At 60.8% G+C, this 14565-nt stretch carries 16 protein-coding genes, 1 tRNA gene and 1 pseudogene; 13 read left to right on the top strand and 5 right to left on the bottom strand.

Features of this window, described 5'->3' with window-relative positions; all coding sequences use genetic code 11:
• Positions 1-80 precede the first annotated feature (80 nt).
• Positions 81-704 (top strand): single stranded DNA-binding domain-containing protein, encoded by a 624-nt coding sequence (locus JX25_RS05515; RefSeq protein WP_128254065.1) that lies wholly within the window; start codon positions 81-83, stop codon positions 702-704.
• Positions 676-897 carry a hypothetical protein gene (locus JX25_RS05510; RefSeq protein ID WP_128254064.1) on the top strand — a complete coding sequence of 74 codons (222 nt, stop codon included), beginning with the start codon at positions 676-678 and terminating at the stop codon, positions 895-897. Before JX25_RS05515 ends, JX25_RS05510 begins: the two co-directional genes overlap by 29 nt.
• A gap of 219 nt (positions 898-1116) precedes the next feature.
• On the opposite strand, the gene JX25_RS05505 is transcribed toward JX25_RS05510, so the two are convergent.
• Positions 1117-1191 (bottom strand) — tRNA-Gln (locus JX25_RS05505).
• A gap of 105 nt (positions 1192-1296) precedes the next feature.
• Between JX25_RS05505 and JX25_RS05500 the strand changes: the two genes are divergently transcribed.
• The 3 genes from JX25_RS05500 to JX25_RS05490 all read left to right on the top strand — a co-directional run bounded on the left by JX25_RS05500 (position 1297) and on the right by JX25_RS05490 (position 4597).
• Positions 1297-2457 carry a BaiN/RdsA family NAD(P)/FAD-dependent oxidoreductase gene (locus JX25_RS05500; protein WP_128254063.1) on the top strand — a complete coding sequence of 387 codons (1161 nt, stop codon included), beginning with the start codon at positions 1297-1299 and terminating at the stop codon, positions 2455-2457.
• 196 nt (positions 2458-2653) lie between these two features.
• Positions 2654-3346, top strand: a complete 693-nt coding sequence (gene rpe / locus JX25_RS05495; RefSeq protein WP_128254062.1) for a ribulose-phosphate 3-epimerase — start codon at positions 2654-2656, stop codon at positions 3344-3346.
• Positions 3347-3424: 78 nt separating this feature from the next.
• The gene (locus JX25_RS05490) at positions 3425-4597 is read left to right on the top strand and encodes an IS5 family transposase (protein ID WP_128255138.1); all 1173 of its coding nucleotides are present in this window, start codon (positions 3425-3427) and stop codon (positions 4595-4597) included.
• Positions 4598-4711: 114 nt separating this feature from the next.
• On the opposite strand, the gene JX25_RS14780 is transcribed toward JX25_RS05490, so the two are convergent.
• Complete coding sequence (locus JX25_RS14780; RefSeq protein ID WP_164876069.1) at positions 4712-4873, bottom strand: hypothetical protein; 162 nt, start codon at positions 4871-4873, stop codon at positions 4712-4714.
• Positions 4874-4997: 124 nt separating this feature from the next.
• On the opposite strand from JX25_RS14780, the gene ccmI reads away from it, so the two are divergent.
• Together ccmI and ruvX are read left to right on the top strand one after the other, a co-directional pair.
• Complete coding sequence (gene ccmI, locus JX25_RS05485; protein WP_241557858.1) at positions 4998-6197, top strand: c-type cytochrome biogenesis protein CcmI; 1200 nt, start codon at positions 4998-5000, stop codon at positions 6195-6197.
• On the top strand, positions 6194-6646 hold the full coding sequence (ruvX, locus tag JX25_RS05480; protein ID WP_128254061.1) for a Holliday junction resolvase RuvX: 453 nt from the start codon (positions 6194-6196) through the stop codon (positions 6644-6646). Before ccmI ends, ruvX begins: the two co-directional genes overlap by 4 nt.
• Here ruvX and dusA read toward each other — a convergent pair.
• Both dusA and JX25_RS05470 read right to left on the bottom strand, forming a co-directional pair.
• Positions 6643-7644, bottom strand: coding sequence for a tRNA dihydrouridine(20/20a) synthase DusA (gene dusA / locus JX25_RS05475; protein WP_128254060.1), 1002 nt, complete (start codon positions 7642-7644; stop codon positions 6643-6645). The genes ruvX and dusA overlap by 4 nt on opposite strands.
• A 432-nt stretch (positions 7645-8076) precedes the next feature.
• Positions 8077-8241: pseudogene (locus JX25_RS05470) on the bottom strand (transposase); the annotation flags it as partial.
• Between the two features lie 682 nt (positions 8242-8923).
• Here JX25_RS05470 and JX25_RS14775 point away from each other — a divergent pair.
• The 3 genes from JX25_RS14775 to JX25_RS05460 all read left to right on the top strand — a co-directional run bounded on the left by JX25_RS14775 (position 8924) and on the right by JX25_RS05460 (position 10224).
• Positions 8924-9097, top strand: coding sequence for a hypothetical protein (locus JX25_RS14775; RefSeq protein ID WP_164876068.1), 174 nt, complete (start codon positions 8924-8926; stop codon positions 9095-9097).
• Between the two features lie 76 nt (positions 9098-9173).
• Entirely contained in the window at positions 9174-9683 is a 510-nt protein-coding gene (locus JX25_RS05465) for a DUF4142 domain-containing protein (RefSeq protein ID WP_128254059.1), read from the top strand.
• 61 nt (positions 9684-9744) lie between these two features.
• Complete coding sequence (locus JX25_RS05460; RefSeq protein ID WP_128254058.1) at positions 9745-10224, top strand: DUF421 domain-containing protein; 480 nt, start codon at positions 9745-9747, stop codon at positions 10222-10224.
• Between the two features lie 5 nt (positions 10225-10229).
• On the opposite strand, the gene JX25_RS05455 is transcribed toward JX25_RS05460, so the two are convergent.
• Positions 10230-11543, bottom strand: a complete 1314-nt coding sequence (locus JX25_RS05455; protein WP_128254057.1) for an oligogalacturonate lyase family protein — start codon at positions 11541-11543, stop codon at positions 10230-10232.
• A gap of 323 nt (positions 11544-11866) precedes the next feature.
• Between JX25_RS05455 and JX25_RS05450 the strand changes: the two genes are divergently transcribed.
• The 3 genes from JX25_RS05450 (at position 11867) to JX25_RS05440 (ending at position 14453) form a co-directional block, all read left to right on the top strand.
• The gene (locus JX25_RS05450; protein ID WP_128254056.1) at positions 11867-12796 is read left to right on the top strand and encodes an acyltransferase family protein; all 930 of its coding nucleotides are present in this window, start codon (positions 11867-11869) and stop codon (positions 12794-12796) included.
• A gap of 70 nt (positions 12797-12866) precedes the next feature.
• Entirely contained in the window at positions 12867-13094 is a 228-nt protein-coding gene (locus JX25_RS05445) for a hypothetical protein (protein ID WP_128254055.1), read from the top strand.
• Positions 13095-13199: 105 nt separating this feature from the next.
• Positions 13200-14453, top strand: coding sequence for a glycerate kinase type-2 family protein (locus JX25_RS05440; protein WP_128254054.1), 1254 nt, complete (start codon positions 13200-13202; stop codon positions 14451-14453).
• Positions 14454-14565: the final 112 nt, after the last annotated feature.

The raw sequence follows: 14565 nt of genomic DNA, 5'->3' as shown, positions 1-14565 counted from the left end.
CCGCAGACTTTGCGGCGTTTATCTCAGATTTGTGACTTCTGCTTCGTTTGGAAGTCACCATAAACACCAATGACCCGTAGATGGGGGGGGGACAAAAGCTTAATGAGGACGGCACCAGCACCGCATGGGATTATCTTGATGGCTGGGCGGTCCGCAAACCCGGTGCTGTACCCAACCCGATCTTCAATGCCGCGCAATGGACGTTTTCGGGCCTGGACGCGAATGACGGGCAGGACAACAACGACAGCACTTCGAAGCCCCTCCCGATCAATACACCCGCCTTGCCGCTGGGCGTGCTTGGCGGTGCCGATGAAAGCCCGATGCTGGGTCAAGATGTTCGCATTCAGGCCGGTGTCACGCAGGTGATGCCCACTCTGGGCGGATATTACGTTCAGGAAGAGGGCGCCGATGCCGACGCGGATGCCTCGAGCTGGGAAGGCATCTTCGTTCGTGGGCCGTTTGAAGGTATTGATGCGGGTGGTCTGGTAACCGTGGAAGGGCGCGTGAGCGAAGTTGGCGGCGAAACGAGCATCACTGCCGCAAGGGCAACTGTGGACGGCGTTGCCGAATTGCCCAAGGCAACGCTGGTCACGTTCCCGACCGCGACAGTACTGCGGGCGATTACGTTGCCAACCTTGAAGCCTATGAGGGCATGCTTGTCACGGTATAGCACGAATGACCGTGGGCGAGCTGTTCCAGACTGACCGCTTCGGCACGATCCGCGTGTCGCCCGATGGGCGGATCGACACCTTCACGCAGGTGAATGTACCCAGCGTCGAAAGCTACCAGCAGCATCTGAAGGACACGGCGGCGCGGTCTATCGTTCTGGATGACGGCTCCATCGCGCAGAACCCAGACGAAATCCTGGTGCCGGGTTTGGCGAAGATGACACGCTGAATGCGGGCGACCAGTTCCGCATGGGCGATGTATACACGAACATCACCGGCGTTGTCAGCTTCTCGGAAGATGGTGCTGCATCCAGCGAAGAGCCTAATACCGCACCTACCGGCCCGAGACAGAGCTGGAGCAGCGGAAGCCACGCGAAGATGCCCCTGATGTGGGCGGCACGCTGAAGGTCGCCAGCTTCAACGGTCTGCTATGTAAGGAAGATTACACTGGCTGGGGCGGCAGGATTCGAACCTGCGAATGGCGGTACCAAAAACCGCTGCCTTACCACTTGGCGACGCCCCAACTCGTGTGAAGCGGCTTTTAGCGGGACCGTTGAGTGGCTGCAAGAGGGTATCGAAGAAAAAATCGTGGATTGTCGAAATACTTGCCCGCAGCTAGGGACAGAGCATGAAAACAGACGTGGCTATCCTTGGCGCCGGCGCTGCCGGCATGTTCTGCGCGATTGAGGCGGCCCGGCGCGGTCGCCGTGTGCTGGTTGTCGATCATGCGCGCGCTGCGGGCGAGAAGATCCGTATCTCGGGCGGGGGCAGGTGCAACTTCACCAATACCGGCATTGCGGCGGACAGGTTCCTGTCACGCAATCCGCGTTTCGCACTGTCGGCCCTGAAGCGTTATACGCAGTGGGATTTCATCGCACGGGTGGATGAGGCCGGCATCGCCTGGCACGAAAAAACCCTTGGGCAGCTTTTCTGCGATGGTCCGTCCACGCAGATCGTCCGGATGCTGACGGACCAGATGCGAGAGGCAGGCGTGACGCTGTGGCTGGACACGCGGATCGAGAAGGTGGAAGCCGGCTTCCGCGTCGTTACCTCGCGCGGGATCGTGGAGGCGGAAAAACTGGTGGTGGCGACGGGGGGCAAATCCATCCCCAAGATGGGTGCCACGGGTTTCGGTTATCAGCTTGCCACCCAGTTCGGGTTGGAGGTGATCGAACCCCGACCGGCCCTTGTTCCGTTGACCTTCGCCGAACAGGAGCTGGAGAAGCTGCGCCAACTGGCAGGCATTGCCCTTCAGGCCCGTGTCAGCAGCCGCGCCAGCTTTGACGAAGCCTTGCTGTTCACGCATCGCGGCCTGTCTGGGCCGGCGATCCTGCAGGCCTCCAGCTATTGGCGCGAAGGCGAACCTGTTGTCGTTGATCTTCTTCCAGGGAAGCAGATTGCAGGTGACCTGCGGGATTTGCGAGCCAACCAGCCAAAGCTGGCCTTACGAACCGCGCTGTCACGTCACTTGCCTGATAAGTTGGCGCGACTGATGGAGGAGGTATGTGGCGGCGGCACATTGGGTGCCATGTCGAACGCGGCACTGGAAGCGGTCGAGGCACAGGTGCACGCGTGGCAGATGAAGCCGGTCGGAACCGAAGGATACCGCACGGCTGAAGTGACCCTTGGCGGCGTCGATACGGACGAGCTGGACGCGCGAACCCTGGAATCCCGCCGAGTTCCGGGCCTCCACATGATCGGCGAGGTTGTGGATGTTACGGGCTGGCTGGGCGGCTACAACTTCCAATGGGCGTGGTCGTCAGGATGGGCTGCGGGACAGGCCATCTGATTTTTTCCTAAAGCGCCAGATGAGCTGTCGGATTTTCCACAGCCGCAAAAGTGACTAAGGTAGGGGCGTGTGACGCATGAAAGTGAACCCGCCCACCCGCAACACCCCAGTCCAATAGGCAATATTATGTGACATAATACAGCCTTCCATCGCATTGATAGCTCGTTTATCAGACCGCATCACAAAGGAGATTGCCATGACGTTCAGCCGCGCCATCAAGATCGCACCGTCCATTCTTGCCGCGGACTTCGCTGACTTTGGCGCCGAGTGCCGCGCCATTGAAGCGCAAGGTGCCGATTGGGTGCATGTCGACGTGATGGACGGTCACTTCGTGCCGAACATCACGTTCGGCCCCGCAACCTGTGCAGCCATCCGCCCGCACATCAAGGGCGTCATGGATGTTCATCTGATGATTGCCCCTGTGGATTCCTATATCGAGGCTTTCGCATCTGCTGGCGCTGACGTGATCACGGCACATGTCGAAGCTGGCCCTCATATCCACCGGACGCTTCAGGCCATTCGCGGTGCGGGTTGCAAGGCAGGCCTCGCCCTCAATCCCGGAACGGGTCTTGATGCGGTGGCGCACCTTCTTGACATGATCGATCTGGTTTGCGTGATGACGGTAAACCCAGGCTTTGGCGGCCAGAAGTTCATTCACTCGCAAATCGCGAAAATCGAGGCACTTCGGAAGCTGATCGGCGATCGCCCCGTCCATATCGAGATTGATGGCGGCGTGACGGCAGAAACGGCGCCGCTGGTGGCCGCTGCTGGCGCAGATGTTCTGGTGGCAGGTTCAGCCGTTTTCAAAGGTGGGTCTGCGCAGCAGCCGCAGGCTTATGGCGACAATATCCGCGCAATCCGCATGGCGGCCGAAGCCGCACTGCTTTAACAGGCCGCTGAAGAAGTCGATCCTTGGCCTTCTCCGAGGAACATGATTCACCGTCGGGGGACCAAGGCGGGGGTGATGATGCGCGGCACTGACGACACGAGCGGGTCGCTGTTCAGCTATGTTGATCTCGATGCGCGCATTCCGGCACGGCATCCGCTGCGCAAGATCAGGCAGGTGGTGAACGAGGCGCTGGCCAGCCTGGATGCCGAGTTCGCAGCGCTCTATACCGATTTCGGTCGCCCCTCGATCGCACCGGAGCGGCTGATCAGGGCCTGCCTGCTCCAGATCCTGTTCTCGGTCCGCTCTGAACGGCAGCTGATGGAGCAGATGCAGTATAACCTGCTGTTCCGGTGGTTCGTGGGGCTCGGCATCGACGACCAGATCTGGGTTCCGACGGTGTTCACGAAGAACCGCGACCGGCTGCTGACGACCGAGATGTCGCGCAAGGTGATGGCCGCGATCCTGGCGCACCGGGAGGTCGCGCCGCTTCTGTCGGACGAACATTTTTCGGTTGACGGCACGCTGGTCAAGGCCTGGGCCTCGATGAAGAGCTTCCAGCTCAAGCCGGACATCTCCCGGCCTGATGACGAGGGACCGAGCGACCCGCCTTCACCAGCCACGACCGCCGCCGACCAACCTGAACAGGTCCAGACAGGGACAGACGCGATGCCCCGCCCCACCCGCCAGCACCGCAACGCTGAGATCAACTTCCGGGGCGAGAAGCGTTCGAACGCCACCCATGCCTCGACCACCGATCCGGACGCCCGCCTCTACAAGAAATCGCCCGGCACCGGGGCGATACTGTGCTTCATCGGCCATGCTCTGATGGAGAACCGCTCGGGCCTGATCGTGCAGGGCGATCTGACCGAAGCGGACGGCCGAGCCGAACGGCGTGCCGCGCTCGACATGGTGCATCGCCACTCTCCCGGATCGACCCGCAGGCTGACCCTTGGGGCGGACAAGGGATATGACGCCGCCACGTTTGTCGCTGATCTGCGACAGGCCTGCGTGACACCGCATGTCGCGCAGAAATCGCGTTGTTCAGCGATTGATAGGCGAACCACCCGGCACAAGGGTTATGCCCTGTCCCTCAAGCATCGGAAGCGGATCGAGGAGGCGTTCGGGTGGGCCAAGACGGTCGGCGGCATGGCTCAGACTGTTTATCGCGGCGTCGAACGAGTGCGCTCCCGCTTCGTTTTGACGATGGCGGCCAACAACCTTGCACGGCTGCCCCGATTGCTGACCGCATGAAGCCAAAAGCGGTATCAGCCGCGCACACCCTTCGCCCCGATAGGCCGGAAGCTCGATGCAGCCGGGCCCATCCGAAGAAAACCGTTCCGCCCCGGCGACTTCTTCAGCGGCCTGCTAATTGGCAGGTTGCGTTGCCTCAGGCGTTTCGGTGTCCTGTGGACCCCGGTTGAACAGGACAGAGATGCCGACGATGGCAATGATGCCGACGATGATGATCGTGTAAAGGATCCGCATCGGACCGCCGCGTGCGTCCTTGCCCGATTTCTTTTCCGTCATGACCATTCTCCTGTGCAATGGGCAGACACAAACACCTCTGCCCCTGTCGAGGTTCCCCGCCGCCGCACGCACGATGCCGTGTTTCCGGCGCGGGGCGGGCTTTATCCGTGCGCAGCATAAGCGTATGGACAAGGGAAGCGAGGTGGTGATGGACAACTGGATTTTCTGGACAGTCTCGGGTTTCATGGGGCTTGTTGTCGCCCTGACGCTGGCCCGCGCAAGCCGGGCAGCACCCGCGCAAGCTGCGTCGCAGGACCTTGAGATCTACCGTGACCAGCTGGCCGAGGTGGAACGCGATCTTGTTCGTGGCACCCTCGACCCTGATGAAGCCGAGCGCCTGCGGATTGAAGTGTCGCGCCGCCTTCTGGATGCCGACCGCAACGCAAGTCGCGCCGACAGCCCAGCCCGTGGCAGCACCATCGCGGCTGCGGCGATCATCGCTACTGCCATCGCCGCCGCATATTTGTTTTACTCGCGCCTCGGGGCGCCCGGATATGATGATCTTCCGGCGAAGGCCCGGATCGCGGCACTGGAAGAAGCACGGGCTGCCCGGCCATCACAGGCCGAAGCCGAAGGTCTTTCACCTGCCCCACCTGCCCCGGCGGCGGACGCCGATTTCATAGAATTGGTGGACCAGCTTCGCGATGCGGTTTCACGGAATCCCGACGATTTGCGCGGCCAGCAGTTGCTTGCCCGCAACGAGGCCGCGCTTGGCAACTTCAGGCAAGCTGCCGCTGCGCAAAAGCAGGTCATCGCTTTGCAGGACAGCCCATCAGCCACAGAATATGCCCATCTGGCCGAACTTCTGGCCATTTCTGCCGGTGGCTACGTTTCTCCCGAAGGGGAAGCGGCGCTGGAACAGGCGCTGGCGCATGATGCCGATCAGCCGCTTGCACTGTATCTTTCGGGGTTGATGATGGCACAGGGCGGACGTGAGGATCTTGCTTTCCACTACTGGAAAAAGGCACTCGACGTCTCGCCTGCAGCGGCGCCGTGGCAGCAGTCAGTTCTTCAGGCAATGCCCGAAATTGCAATGCGTGCCGGCGCCCGGTGGACCGCCCCTACGGTTATGGGCGCCATTTCAGATCTGCCGGCCGCAGATCGCGCCGAAGCAACTCAGGAGTTGGTCGAGGGTCTTGCCGGGCGGCTTGAGGCGCAGGGCGGCAGTGCGGCGGAATGGGCAAGGCTCATCACTGCCTATGGTGTTCTGAACCGCGCTAATGATGCAAGAATGGCATGGCAGAAAGCACAGGTGGTGTTGGATGGGCAGCCGGACCTTTCCGTGGTAAGGCAGGCCGCGATCGATGCTGGGGTGATGGAATGATCGAAGATTTTGCTGGTGCCCTGCCCCAGCACGGGCCGATTGCGGGTCTGGACCTGGGTGACAAGACCATCGGTGTCGCGCTGTCCGACACCTTTCGCGGCGTTGCCACGCCTATCCAGACGATCCGGCGCGTGAAGTTCACGCTGGATGCAGCGGCGCTGATGGACCTGCTGTCCAAGCGAGGCGTTGTCGGGATGGTATTCGGCCTGCCCCTGAACATGGACGGAACCGAAGGACCGCGCGTGCAGAAGACGCGGGCTTTCGCGCGTAACCTGTCGCGCCTGACGCCGCTGCCCATGACCTTCTGGGACGAGCGGCTTTCCACCGTCGCCGCAGAACGCGCCCTATTGGAGGCAGATGTTTCGCGCCGCCGCCGGTCCGAAGTGATCGACCATGTTGCGGCGGCATATATCCTGCAAGGCGCGCTCGATCGGATGCGGCATCTTTAGGCCGCCGCCGTCATCTCCTCCAGCGCGGCATCCAGAAGGTCAAGATCCGCACCGGGGCGTGCCGCGCCTTCGGAAAGCATCCGCCGCCATGTGCGCGCTCCGGGCCGCCCCGCAAAGAGGCCAAGCATGTGGCGCGTGATCTGGTTGAGCTTCCCGCCATCCGCCAGATGGGCCGCGATATAGGGGCGCATCGCCTGAACGACGCCGAAGGCATCGGGTGCATGATCCTCACCCCAAAGGGCATCCGCCCCGCCCAGCACCGCCATCGGCTCGTGATAAGCGGCACGTCCCACCATGACGCCGTCAAGCCCCTGCCCCAGCAAATCCTGCGCCTCAGCCAGCGTCTTGACGCCCCCGTTCAACGCGATCTGGATATCGGGAAAGCGCGCCTTCATCCGCAGCACGAGGTCATAGTCCAGCGGCGGGATGTCGCGATTTTCCTTCGGTGACAGGCCTTGCAGCCAGGCTTTGCGCGCATGGATCGTGACCTGCGTTACCCCTGCATCCTGAACCCGAGACAGGAAATCCGGCAGTATCACCTCGGGGTCCTGATCGTCGACACCGATGCGGCATTTGACAGTTACAGGAACTTCGGCCACCTCGATCATTGATGATAGGCACCGCGCAACAAGTGCCGGGTCCTTCATCAAGACGGCACCGAAACATCCCAACTGCACCCTGTCGGACGGGCACCCCACGTTCAGGTTGATCTGGTCATAGCCGAACGGTGCTGCCAATTGCACCGCCTGCGCCAGCGTGGCCGGGTCGGACCCGCCAACTTGCAGCGCCACCGGATGCTCTGCCGCGTCACGGCGCAGCAGCCGTGCCCGGGGCCCGTGGATGATCGCGCGGTCCACGATCATTTCCGTATACACCATGCTGCGCCGGGTTATCTGGCGATGGAAGAACCGGCAGTGACGATCCGTCCAATCGATCATCGGGGCCACGGCAAGCTTGGGAAGATCGGATGTTGTTGTTGTAGCTATCTTTTCTTCCATTTCAGCGCCCTGCAATCCTGCCCATTTTGGTGTGCTTTCGGTCCATTTTCGCCCGTTTCCGAATGGTGTGTGCCTCGACAATCATACTCGGAAGCGGGTCATACATGGCATCCATCGTCGCCCGTGAACGTAAGGATGGCACCATATCCTACGTTGCTCAGATCATCAAATGCGCCAAGGGCGCGGTCGTCTAGCAGGCGTCCCGCACCTTCACCAGCAAGAAGGCCGCAGACGCATGGGGCAAGAAGCGTGAGAAGTGGCGATCCAGCCCAGAAGAACGCCAAGACCTGCGACCCCTGCGGTTGTTTCTGTCCCATTTCCACCAGCGCCGCCCGCGCCGCCGCCCCCCCGATCCACCAGAGACACCAACGGCCCCAAGACCACCTGTATTCGCTTGGCCAGCCGTTCGGCACCGCGACCAGTCGCACTAGGTCATGTTGACAAATAGCGCAGCCATAGCCTGATGCATGAGATATCGACGAAGCCCAGGAAACTGCTTGCGGTTTTGTCATAGCGTGTGGCCAGCCGACGGCTGTTCTTCAGCTTGTTGAAACAGCGCTCGACCCTGTTGCGCAGGGTGTAGATGGCCATGTCGACCTAGGCTTGCTGCGCCAGTCGATGATCTGGTTCAGGTCATGGACCACACGAACCAGATCATGACGCCGACTTCGATGGCCGGACCCTCACCGTTGTAGTCGTCGAGAGCACTCAGCAGCCGAAACTGCGGCTTTCTCTTTCATCATCAGGTCTGCCAGCCCCACATCCTGGCCCCCTCCATGGCGACGCCACCACCGATGGCAGATCCGTGAGCACGGACCGCGAAGCCGGCCCCTTCATCGAGGTCCTCCGCCATCAGCGAGACGTTCTGCTCCGTAGCGCCTGCCGATGCGGATCGTAGCAGGGTTCAGTTCAGGCGGTTCTCAGTTCAAGGTTGGGTATCCGCACAAAACGCGGCCATTTCGCGCAGGTATCGCGTTCCTGCGCGGCGATCAAGTCGTCCAGCGCGGCCAAGTTTCCAGCTCCGCATCTCAGATCGGTAGATGGAGCCCCCGCTGATGGTGACTAGCCTATAAGATCAGCATCAGGTTGAACACGGTGTTCCCGTTCGCTCCTGAAACACTGATCGTCAGAATGCGGTCCAAGAGCCACCCCTTGGCCGCGCGCTCGAAGCAGCGGGACGGAACCTTGCCCCGTTACTGACCGTTTGGTTGTATAAGGCGGCGTCACCGCCTTCGCGACAACCAGCGGATCGGAGAGAGACATGGCCAACTTCCGGAGAATGGGACCCAAAAGGCCTCCAATCGTCGTCATCATCCTTGCTGCACTTATGTTCGCTCTCGCCGCGTTCTTTTTCGTCGGCCGGAACATCTGGCACGGCTCGGAAATGGAAGAGGCGCAGGAACAGGGGCAAACCCCCTCGGGCGAACCGCAGCAAGAGCAGCCGCTGCAGTAATCCGCCGGATAGAAGAGCCGGCTGGAACCATTGCTGCGGCGAATGGTTGGCGGAACATCATTACCAGGAGAATGACATGAACCGCAGAATGATCTTTGCCGCAAGTGCCGCCCTTATGGCCGCAATGCCCATCGCAAGCTATGCACAGACGCCCGCCGCGGCGCCCGCTGCTGTTGCGGAAGACCCGCAGAAACAGCCTGCCCTGCTTGGCGGCAACTTTGCCCTGCTGAGCAGCCGCATCGCGCAGGAAAAAGCCACCAATGAAAGCGTTCGCACCTTTGCAACGCTGGAAGTGGCCGAACAGGAAGCAACGGCCATGGCCTTCGGCGCAGAGCCTGGCGCAGGCGGGGTTTCCCAGAAACATGCGACGATGCTGGAAGAACTTCAGGCTGCACCGGCCGGTCCCGAATTCGATCGCATGTATATCGACGGCCAGATCGCCGGCCATGAAGAACTGCGTGCAATCCATTCGGATTATGCCGAAAATGGCAGCGACCCGATGGCGCGCGGCGCTTCAATGGTCGGGGTGCCCTCGATCAATACGCACCTCGCCATGCTGCGCGGCATCAGCCAAAGCCTGAACTGATCCATGTTACGCGCATCGGCTTTGCCGGTGCGCGCCCCCCATCTTGAAGCAAGGAGCCCTGATGAACTGGGCCGACATGTTCTTTCAAAACTGGCAAGGCATTGTCCGGACCATCATCGTTGGCACACTAGCTTACATACTTCTGGTGTTTTTCCTGCGTGTCTCGGGAAAACGAACACTGGCCAAGCTGAATGCCTTCGACCTTGTCGTTACGGTTGCGCTGGGGTCGACGCTTGCCTCCACCCTGCTGCAGGAATCCGTTGCGCTGGCGGAAGGCGCCACCGCGTTCCTGCTTCTGGTGATGCTGCAGTTCGTGGTGACGTTCCTCTCTGTCCGCTCCAACTGGTTTGCGCGAACCGTGCGGTCGGAACCCAAGCTTCTGGCCCGCGACGGCCAGTTATGCCATGCGGCAATGAAGCAGGAACGCATCACCGAGGATGAAGCATTGAGCGCCGCCCGCGCCTCTGGCGCGCGCGACATCTCGGACGTATCGTACATGATCCTTGAAAGCGACGGCACGATCAGCGTCGGAATGAACTGATCGGGCTACACCGAGGTCAGGTCCACCGCATAGACGTGGATCGGCCCGTGCATGTTCGAACGGAAAACCAGCCAGCGGTTGTCGGGGGAAAACTGGATGTTCGGTTCCACACGATAATCATGATTGCGAAGATCCGCGATCCGTTTGGGATGCAACACGGCCGGCCGGACAAGGTCATTGGCATTCGGCGCGGAAACACCAAGATCCTCGATGATCTCCTCGTCATACAGATACAGCCACTTACCGTTCTTGGCGCGGGCCACCATCGTCTCGTCCCCGCCATCGCCTGCCAGCAGCGATCCATCGCGCGAGATCTGGAAGTGCACCGACCACGCGTCACGGTCCATGTGGCGCCAGATGCGCTTGCCCGAGGCAAGGTCATAGCTCGACAGCCAGAAATCCTCCCCCCGCGGGGTTTGAAGGTCGTACCAGATCGTCTTTCCGTCATAGGAAAAGAACTCGTGTCCCGCGATTTCCATGTTCATCATTCGCTGATGAACGCGCTGCGGCTCGCCCCCATCCGTTCGCGCGATCCAGATGCGGTCGACACCGTGCCACGGCCCTTCGTGGCAATACATAATCTGCTTCGGATCGGCGGGTGAGAATTGCACGTGATTCAGCCAGTCCGTCGATCCGGTGATGACCTGCCGGTCCTGTCCCTGCATGTTCAGGGTAAAGATCTCCATCGGGATGCGCTGGTTCAGGCGTTCTGCCAGACGCACCTCCTTCGCCGCCTGAAAGGTTAGCGGCTTTCCATCCGGCCCGACGGCATTGTAACCGCCATCGGTATTGGCAACCTTCGGCCCCGGCTGAAGTTCGTAATGCCGTTCGGCCCACGTGCCCAGCAGAAGCGTATCGTCGGCATTCACGGAATAGATGCGGCCGTCCACGTTCGTTGCGATATCGGTGACGCTGCCATCAGGGATCGTGATCGAAACATAATCCCGCCCCCCTTCAACCCCCTCGCCCTTCAGGCGTTCGGCATAAAGCACAGGTTTCGTGCGCGAGACCATCAGCACCTTGAACTGCCCCTCGATCAGGGGCTGCGGTTTCATCGTGGTGAAATCGATCAGGGACAGACCGTCGTGACGTTCGAACACCATCCAGCGGCCGTCTGCCGTGAAGGCATTGTCGTGAAAATACAAGGAACGGGAATCGTCCTGCCGGGACAGGCGAACGATGCGATAGCCAGTTTCTCCATCCCGCCAGTCAGTGGGAATACCGTCCGTCGCCGCACTGGCCTGCCGAAGCAGGCCCGGCGCGGCCATGGCCCCGATGCCGGTCGCCAAGCCCAGTCCCATGAATTGCCGCTTGTTCATGATGTTTCCTCCCAAACCCGCCGCTCTCCCTGCGGCGAATCCAATAAAACGCCAATCCTGATAAAATGGAATGCAGTTTCATGTAAAAGGACTGCTCAAGGTCGCTGCAGGCCGGTTCAGATGGCCCGCACTCAAGCAACATTCATGCCGTTCCTGTACGCACGTGGAAGTAAACGCCGCATTTTACTATCCCTCTGGGTTGTGGATTCCGGACAGCCGTGTCAGTCCCTGACCGTCGAACATCTTGGGGCGGAACCGTCCGTACTGCCATTGCACCCCTTCGCCCGAAGACTGCCAAAACAAGAACCAGGTTGTAAGCTTTCATGGATCGCGTAACGTCCGATGCCATCCGTATTACCCGCGTCCTCTGCATCCTCTGCATGAGCTATGTTCACCTGCATTTCTTCGACCTGCCGGGCACTGATTTCACGGCCATACGCGCGATCGTCGTAGATACGCTTGGCCGGTCGAGCGTGCCGCTTCTTTCGGTGATTTCGGGCTTTCTCATGGTCGGCTTTTTCAGCAAGCGCGATTATCGTGAAGCGGCGACGCAAAGGGCGCGGGCATTGATCGTTCCGATGATCATCTGGAACAGCATCGCGGTGATGTTATGGGGCTGGTCGGGTCTGAACGACATTCTGGGCCTGACAGAAACGAGCAAGCTGATCTACCTCACTTTCCTGCGGGACCTGTTCGTCATGTCTCTCATGACGCCGCTTCTCCTGTTCCTCGCCCGCAAGCTGCCTGCATTGCTGTTTGCTGGGGCGGCAGTGGTTTACGTTGCGGACATCTCGTCCATTCTGGTTCTGCGACCGCAGATCCTGTTCTTTTACTGCATGGGCGTTCTGATCGCCGTGAACCCGATCAAAATGCCCGCAGGCTGGAAAGTATTTGCCATCGCAGCGTTGGCCGCCTTGTGCATTCTGATCGCGAGTTTCCCGCAACTGACCCTGAACGACTACTTCGACAACCTGATCCGCAGGCCGGTCACCTCCCTCGGGTTCTGGGCAATTGCGCTCATACTGGCGGAACGGGCTGCAAGGCTCTCGAACCTTGACCGCTTCGCCTTCCCGTTTTTCCTGTCCCACGGGATCATGTTCTACTATGTCGGGGCGCTTTATGCGGACGTGGAGTTTCTTCAGTTTCCCGCCGCCTATCTTGTCATCTGGCTCTGCGTTCCGATCCTGTGCTTCGCCTTTATCATGGGCATCTGGAACCGCACGGGGCGCTTTGGCAAGCTGATCACCGGTTGAGCGAGGGGGACACCGGCGCGAAGGAAACAATATCGCGCCGCCGTTCGTTGGTCAGGAAACGGAGGAAGCCATGACCAACAAGATCGACCAACGCCAGATCCGGCATGATCCGGCCTCTAAACAAACCAGCTTCAAGGATGAACGTCCCGACGATCAGTCAAAGCAACCCGGAAGCATGCCTGCCGGTGACAACGATGCAAGCGCAGCATCGTCCAAGTATAACACGCGCGATGACGGCCATTCCAAGGCGACCACGGACGTTCCGCTACGTGCGATCAAGGGGAAGCCCGGGGAATAGTTCTCTGGTCCTTTGGCATCCGGATTCACGCTGCGACTTGCGTTCAAGCCTTGCCGCCACGGCGCCTTGGGTTCATCGTAAAGCATCCATGCGGCGGGGGATGGGATGGATGAAACGAACGCACGGCAACTGCTGATCGACATGTTCCATGCGGCCGTCCGAAGCGCGGATCCGCTTCAGGTATTGGCGCAGCATCTGCCGGAAAAACCGAAGGGGCGTGTCGTAGTGGTCGGGGCCGGCAAGGCTTCTGCATCAATGGCGCGAGCGGTGGAACTGGCATGGCCGGATGTGGATCTGGGCGGCGTTGTCGTGACCAGATATGGTCACGCAGTCCCTACGGACCGGATCGAGGTTATCGAAGCATCTCACCCCGTGCCGGATGCCCAAAACGAACGTGCAGCCGGCCGCATTCTTGGCGCCGTCCGGTCTGCGGGGCCGGATGATCTTGTGTTGGCGCTGATCTCCGGCGGGGGATCATCCTTGATGACCATGCCCGCACCCGGGATCACGCTGCAGGACAAGATCGAGGTGAACCGGCTGTTGCTGGCCTCTGGATTGCCGATTTCGATGATGAACCAGGTGCGCAGACGGCTTTCGGGGATCAAGGGCGGCAAACTTGCGGCGGCGGCACCGGCACGGGTTGTCACTCTTGCCATCTCGGACGTGCCGGGGGATGACCCGCAGACCATTGCCTCGGGCCCGACGATATTCGATCCGCTGGCCGATGTGGATCTTTCGGACGTGGTGAAGGCCCTTGGCGATCAGCTTCCAGCCGCTGCCCGAACATTACTGGAAGCACGCCCCCAGAAGATCCCGCCATTCGCTGCCGATTATCGGCTTATCGCCACGCCGATGATGGCACTTGCTGCTGCAGCACGGGTTGCCGAACAGGCCGGTATCCATCCGTTGATCCTGGGCGACGCCCTGGAAGGAGAAGCGAGGGAGATGGGCCGCACGATGGCTGGCATTGCCCGCAGTTGCTTGACCCATGGCCTGCCGCATCCCGCGCCGGTGGTTCTTCTTTCCGGCGGTGAAACCACTGTCACCTTGCGTGCAGATGCCAGCGGTCGTGGCGGGCGCAACACAGAATTCGCGCTGGCAATGGCACGTGCGCTGGAAGGCATGGAGGGAGGGTTCGCGCTGGCCGCGGACACTGACGGCATTGATGGAACGGAAGACGCGGCCGGCGCGATTGTCACGCCCAGTACGCTGACCCGCGCAATTGCTGCCGGCCTTGACCCGTCGGACGCACTGCGGCGGAATGACAGCTACAGCTTCTTTCAAGCTGTGGGCGATCTTGTCCAAACTGGCCCCACGCTTACCAACGTCAACGATTTCCGGGCAGTCCTCGTTCTTTGACGGGCTGCTGAAGAAGTCTGCAGTCCGGAGCGGTTTCCCTCGCGCTGTCGGCGTCCTACGTCGCGTCGCCCGATGCGGGAGGCCGTCGTTTCTCATCGTCCTGCAGACCGCG

Source organism: Falsirhodobacter deserti, from assembly GCF_004015795.1.
GTDB lineage: Bacteria > Pseudomonadota > Alphaproteobacteria > Rhodobacterales > Rhodobacteraceae > Falsirhodobacter > Falsirhodobacter deserti.
Note: the sequence above shows the minus strand (reverse complement) of the source record. Positions and strands in the feature narration are given on the sequence as shown.

Bases quoted from the DNA above. Each gene is read 5' to 3' on its own strand.
- JX25_RS05445 (WP_128254055.1), top strand. From the start codon at position 12,867: ATGACCAACAAGATCGACCAACGCCAGATCCGGCATGATCCGGCCTCT.
- JX25_RS05490 (WP_128255138.1), top strand. From the start codon at position 3,425: ATGCGCGGCACTGACGACACGAGCGGGTCGCTGTTCAGCTATGTTGAT.
- rpe (WP_128254062.1), top strand. From the start codon at position 2,654: ATGACGTTCAGCCGCGCCATCAAGATCGCACCGTCCATTCTTGCCGCG.
- JX25_RS05460 (WP_128254058.1), top strand. From the start codon at position 9,745: ATGAACTGGGCCGACATGTTCTTTCAAAACTGGCAAGGCATTGTCCGG.
- ccmI (WP_241557858.1), top strand. From the start codon at position 4,998: ATGGACAAGGGAAGCGAGGTGGTGATGGACAACTGGATTTTCTGGACA.
- JX25_RS14775 (WP_164876068.1), top strand. From the start codon at position 8,924: ATGGGACCCAAAAGGCCTCCAATCGTCGTCATCATCCTTGCTGCACTT.
- JX25_RS05440 (WP_128254054.1), top strand. From the start codon at position 13,200: ATGGATGAAACGAACGCACGGCAACTGCTGATCGACATGTTCCATGCG.
- JX25_RS05450 (WP_128254056.1), top strand. From the start codon at position 11,867: ATGGATCGCGTAACGTCCGATGCCATCCGTATTACCCGCGTCCTCTGC.
- JX25_RS14780 (WP_164876069.1), bottom strand. From the start codon at position 4,873: ATGACGGAAAAGAAATCGGGCAAGGACGCACGCGGCGGTCCGATGCGG.
- ruvX (WP_128254061.1), top strand. From the start codon at position 6,194: ATGATCGAAGATTTTGCTGGTGCCCTGCCCCAGCACGGGCCGATTGCG.
- JX25_RS05500 (WP_128254063.1), top strand. From the start codon at position 1,297: ATGAAAACAGACGTGGCTATCCTTGGCGCCGGCGCTGCCGGCATGTTC.
- JX25_RS05465 (WP_128254059.1), top strand. From the start codon at position 9,174: ATGAACCGCAGAATGATCTTTGCCGCAAGTGCCGCCCTTATGGCCGCA.
- JX25_RS05455 (WP_128254057.1), bottom strand. From the start codon at position 11,543: ATGAACAAGCGGCAATTCATGGGACTGGGCTTGGCGACCGGCATCGGG.
- JX25_RS05515 (WP_128254065.1), top strand. From the start codon at position 81: ATGGGGGGGGGACAAAAGCTTAATGAGGACGGCACCAGCACCGCATGG.
- JX25_RS05510 (WP_128254064.1), top strand. From the start codon at position 676: ATGACCGTGGGCGAGCTGTTCCAGACTGACCGCTTCGGCACGATCCGC.
- dusA (WP_128254060.1), bottom strand. From the start codon at position 7,644: ATGGAAGAAAAGATAGCTACAACAACAACATCCGATCTTCCCAAGCTT.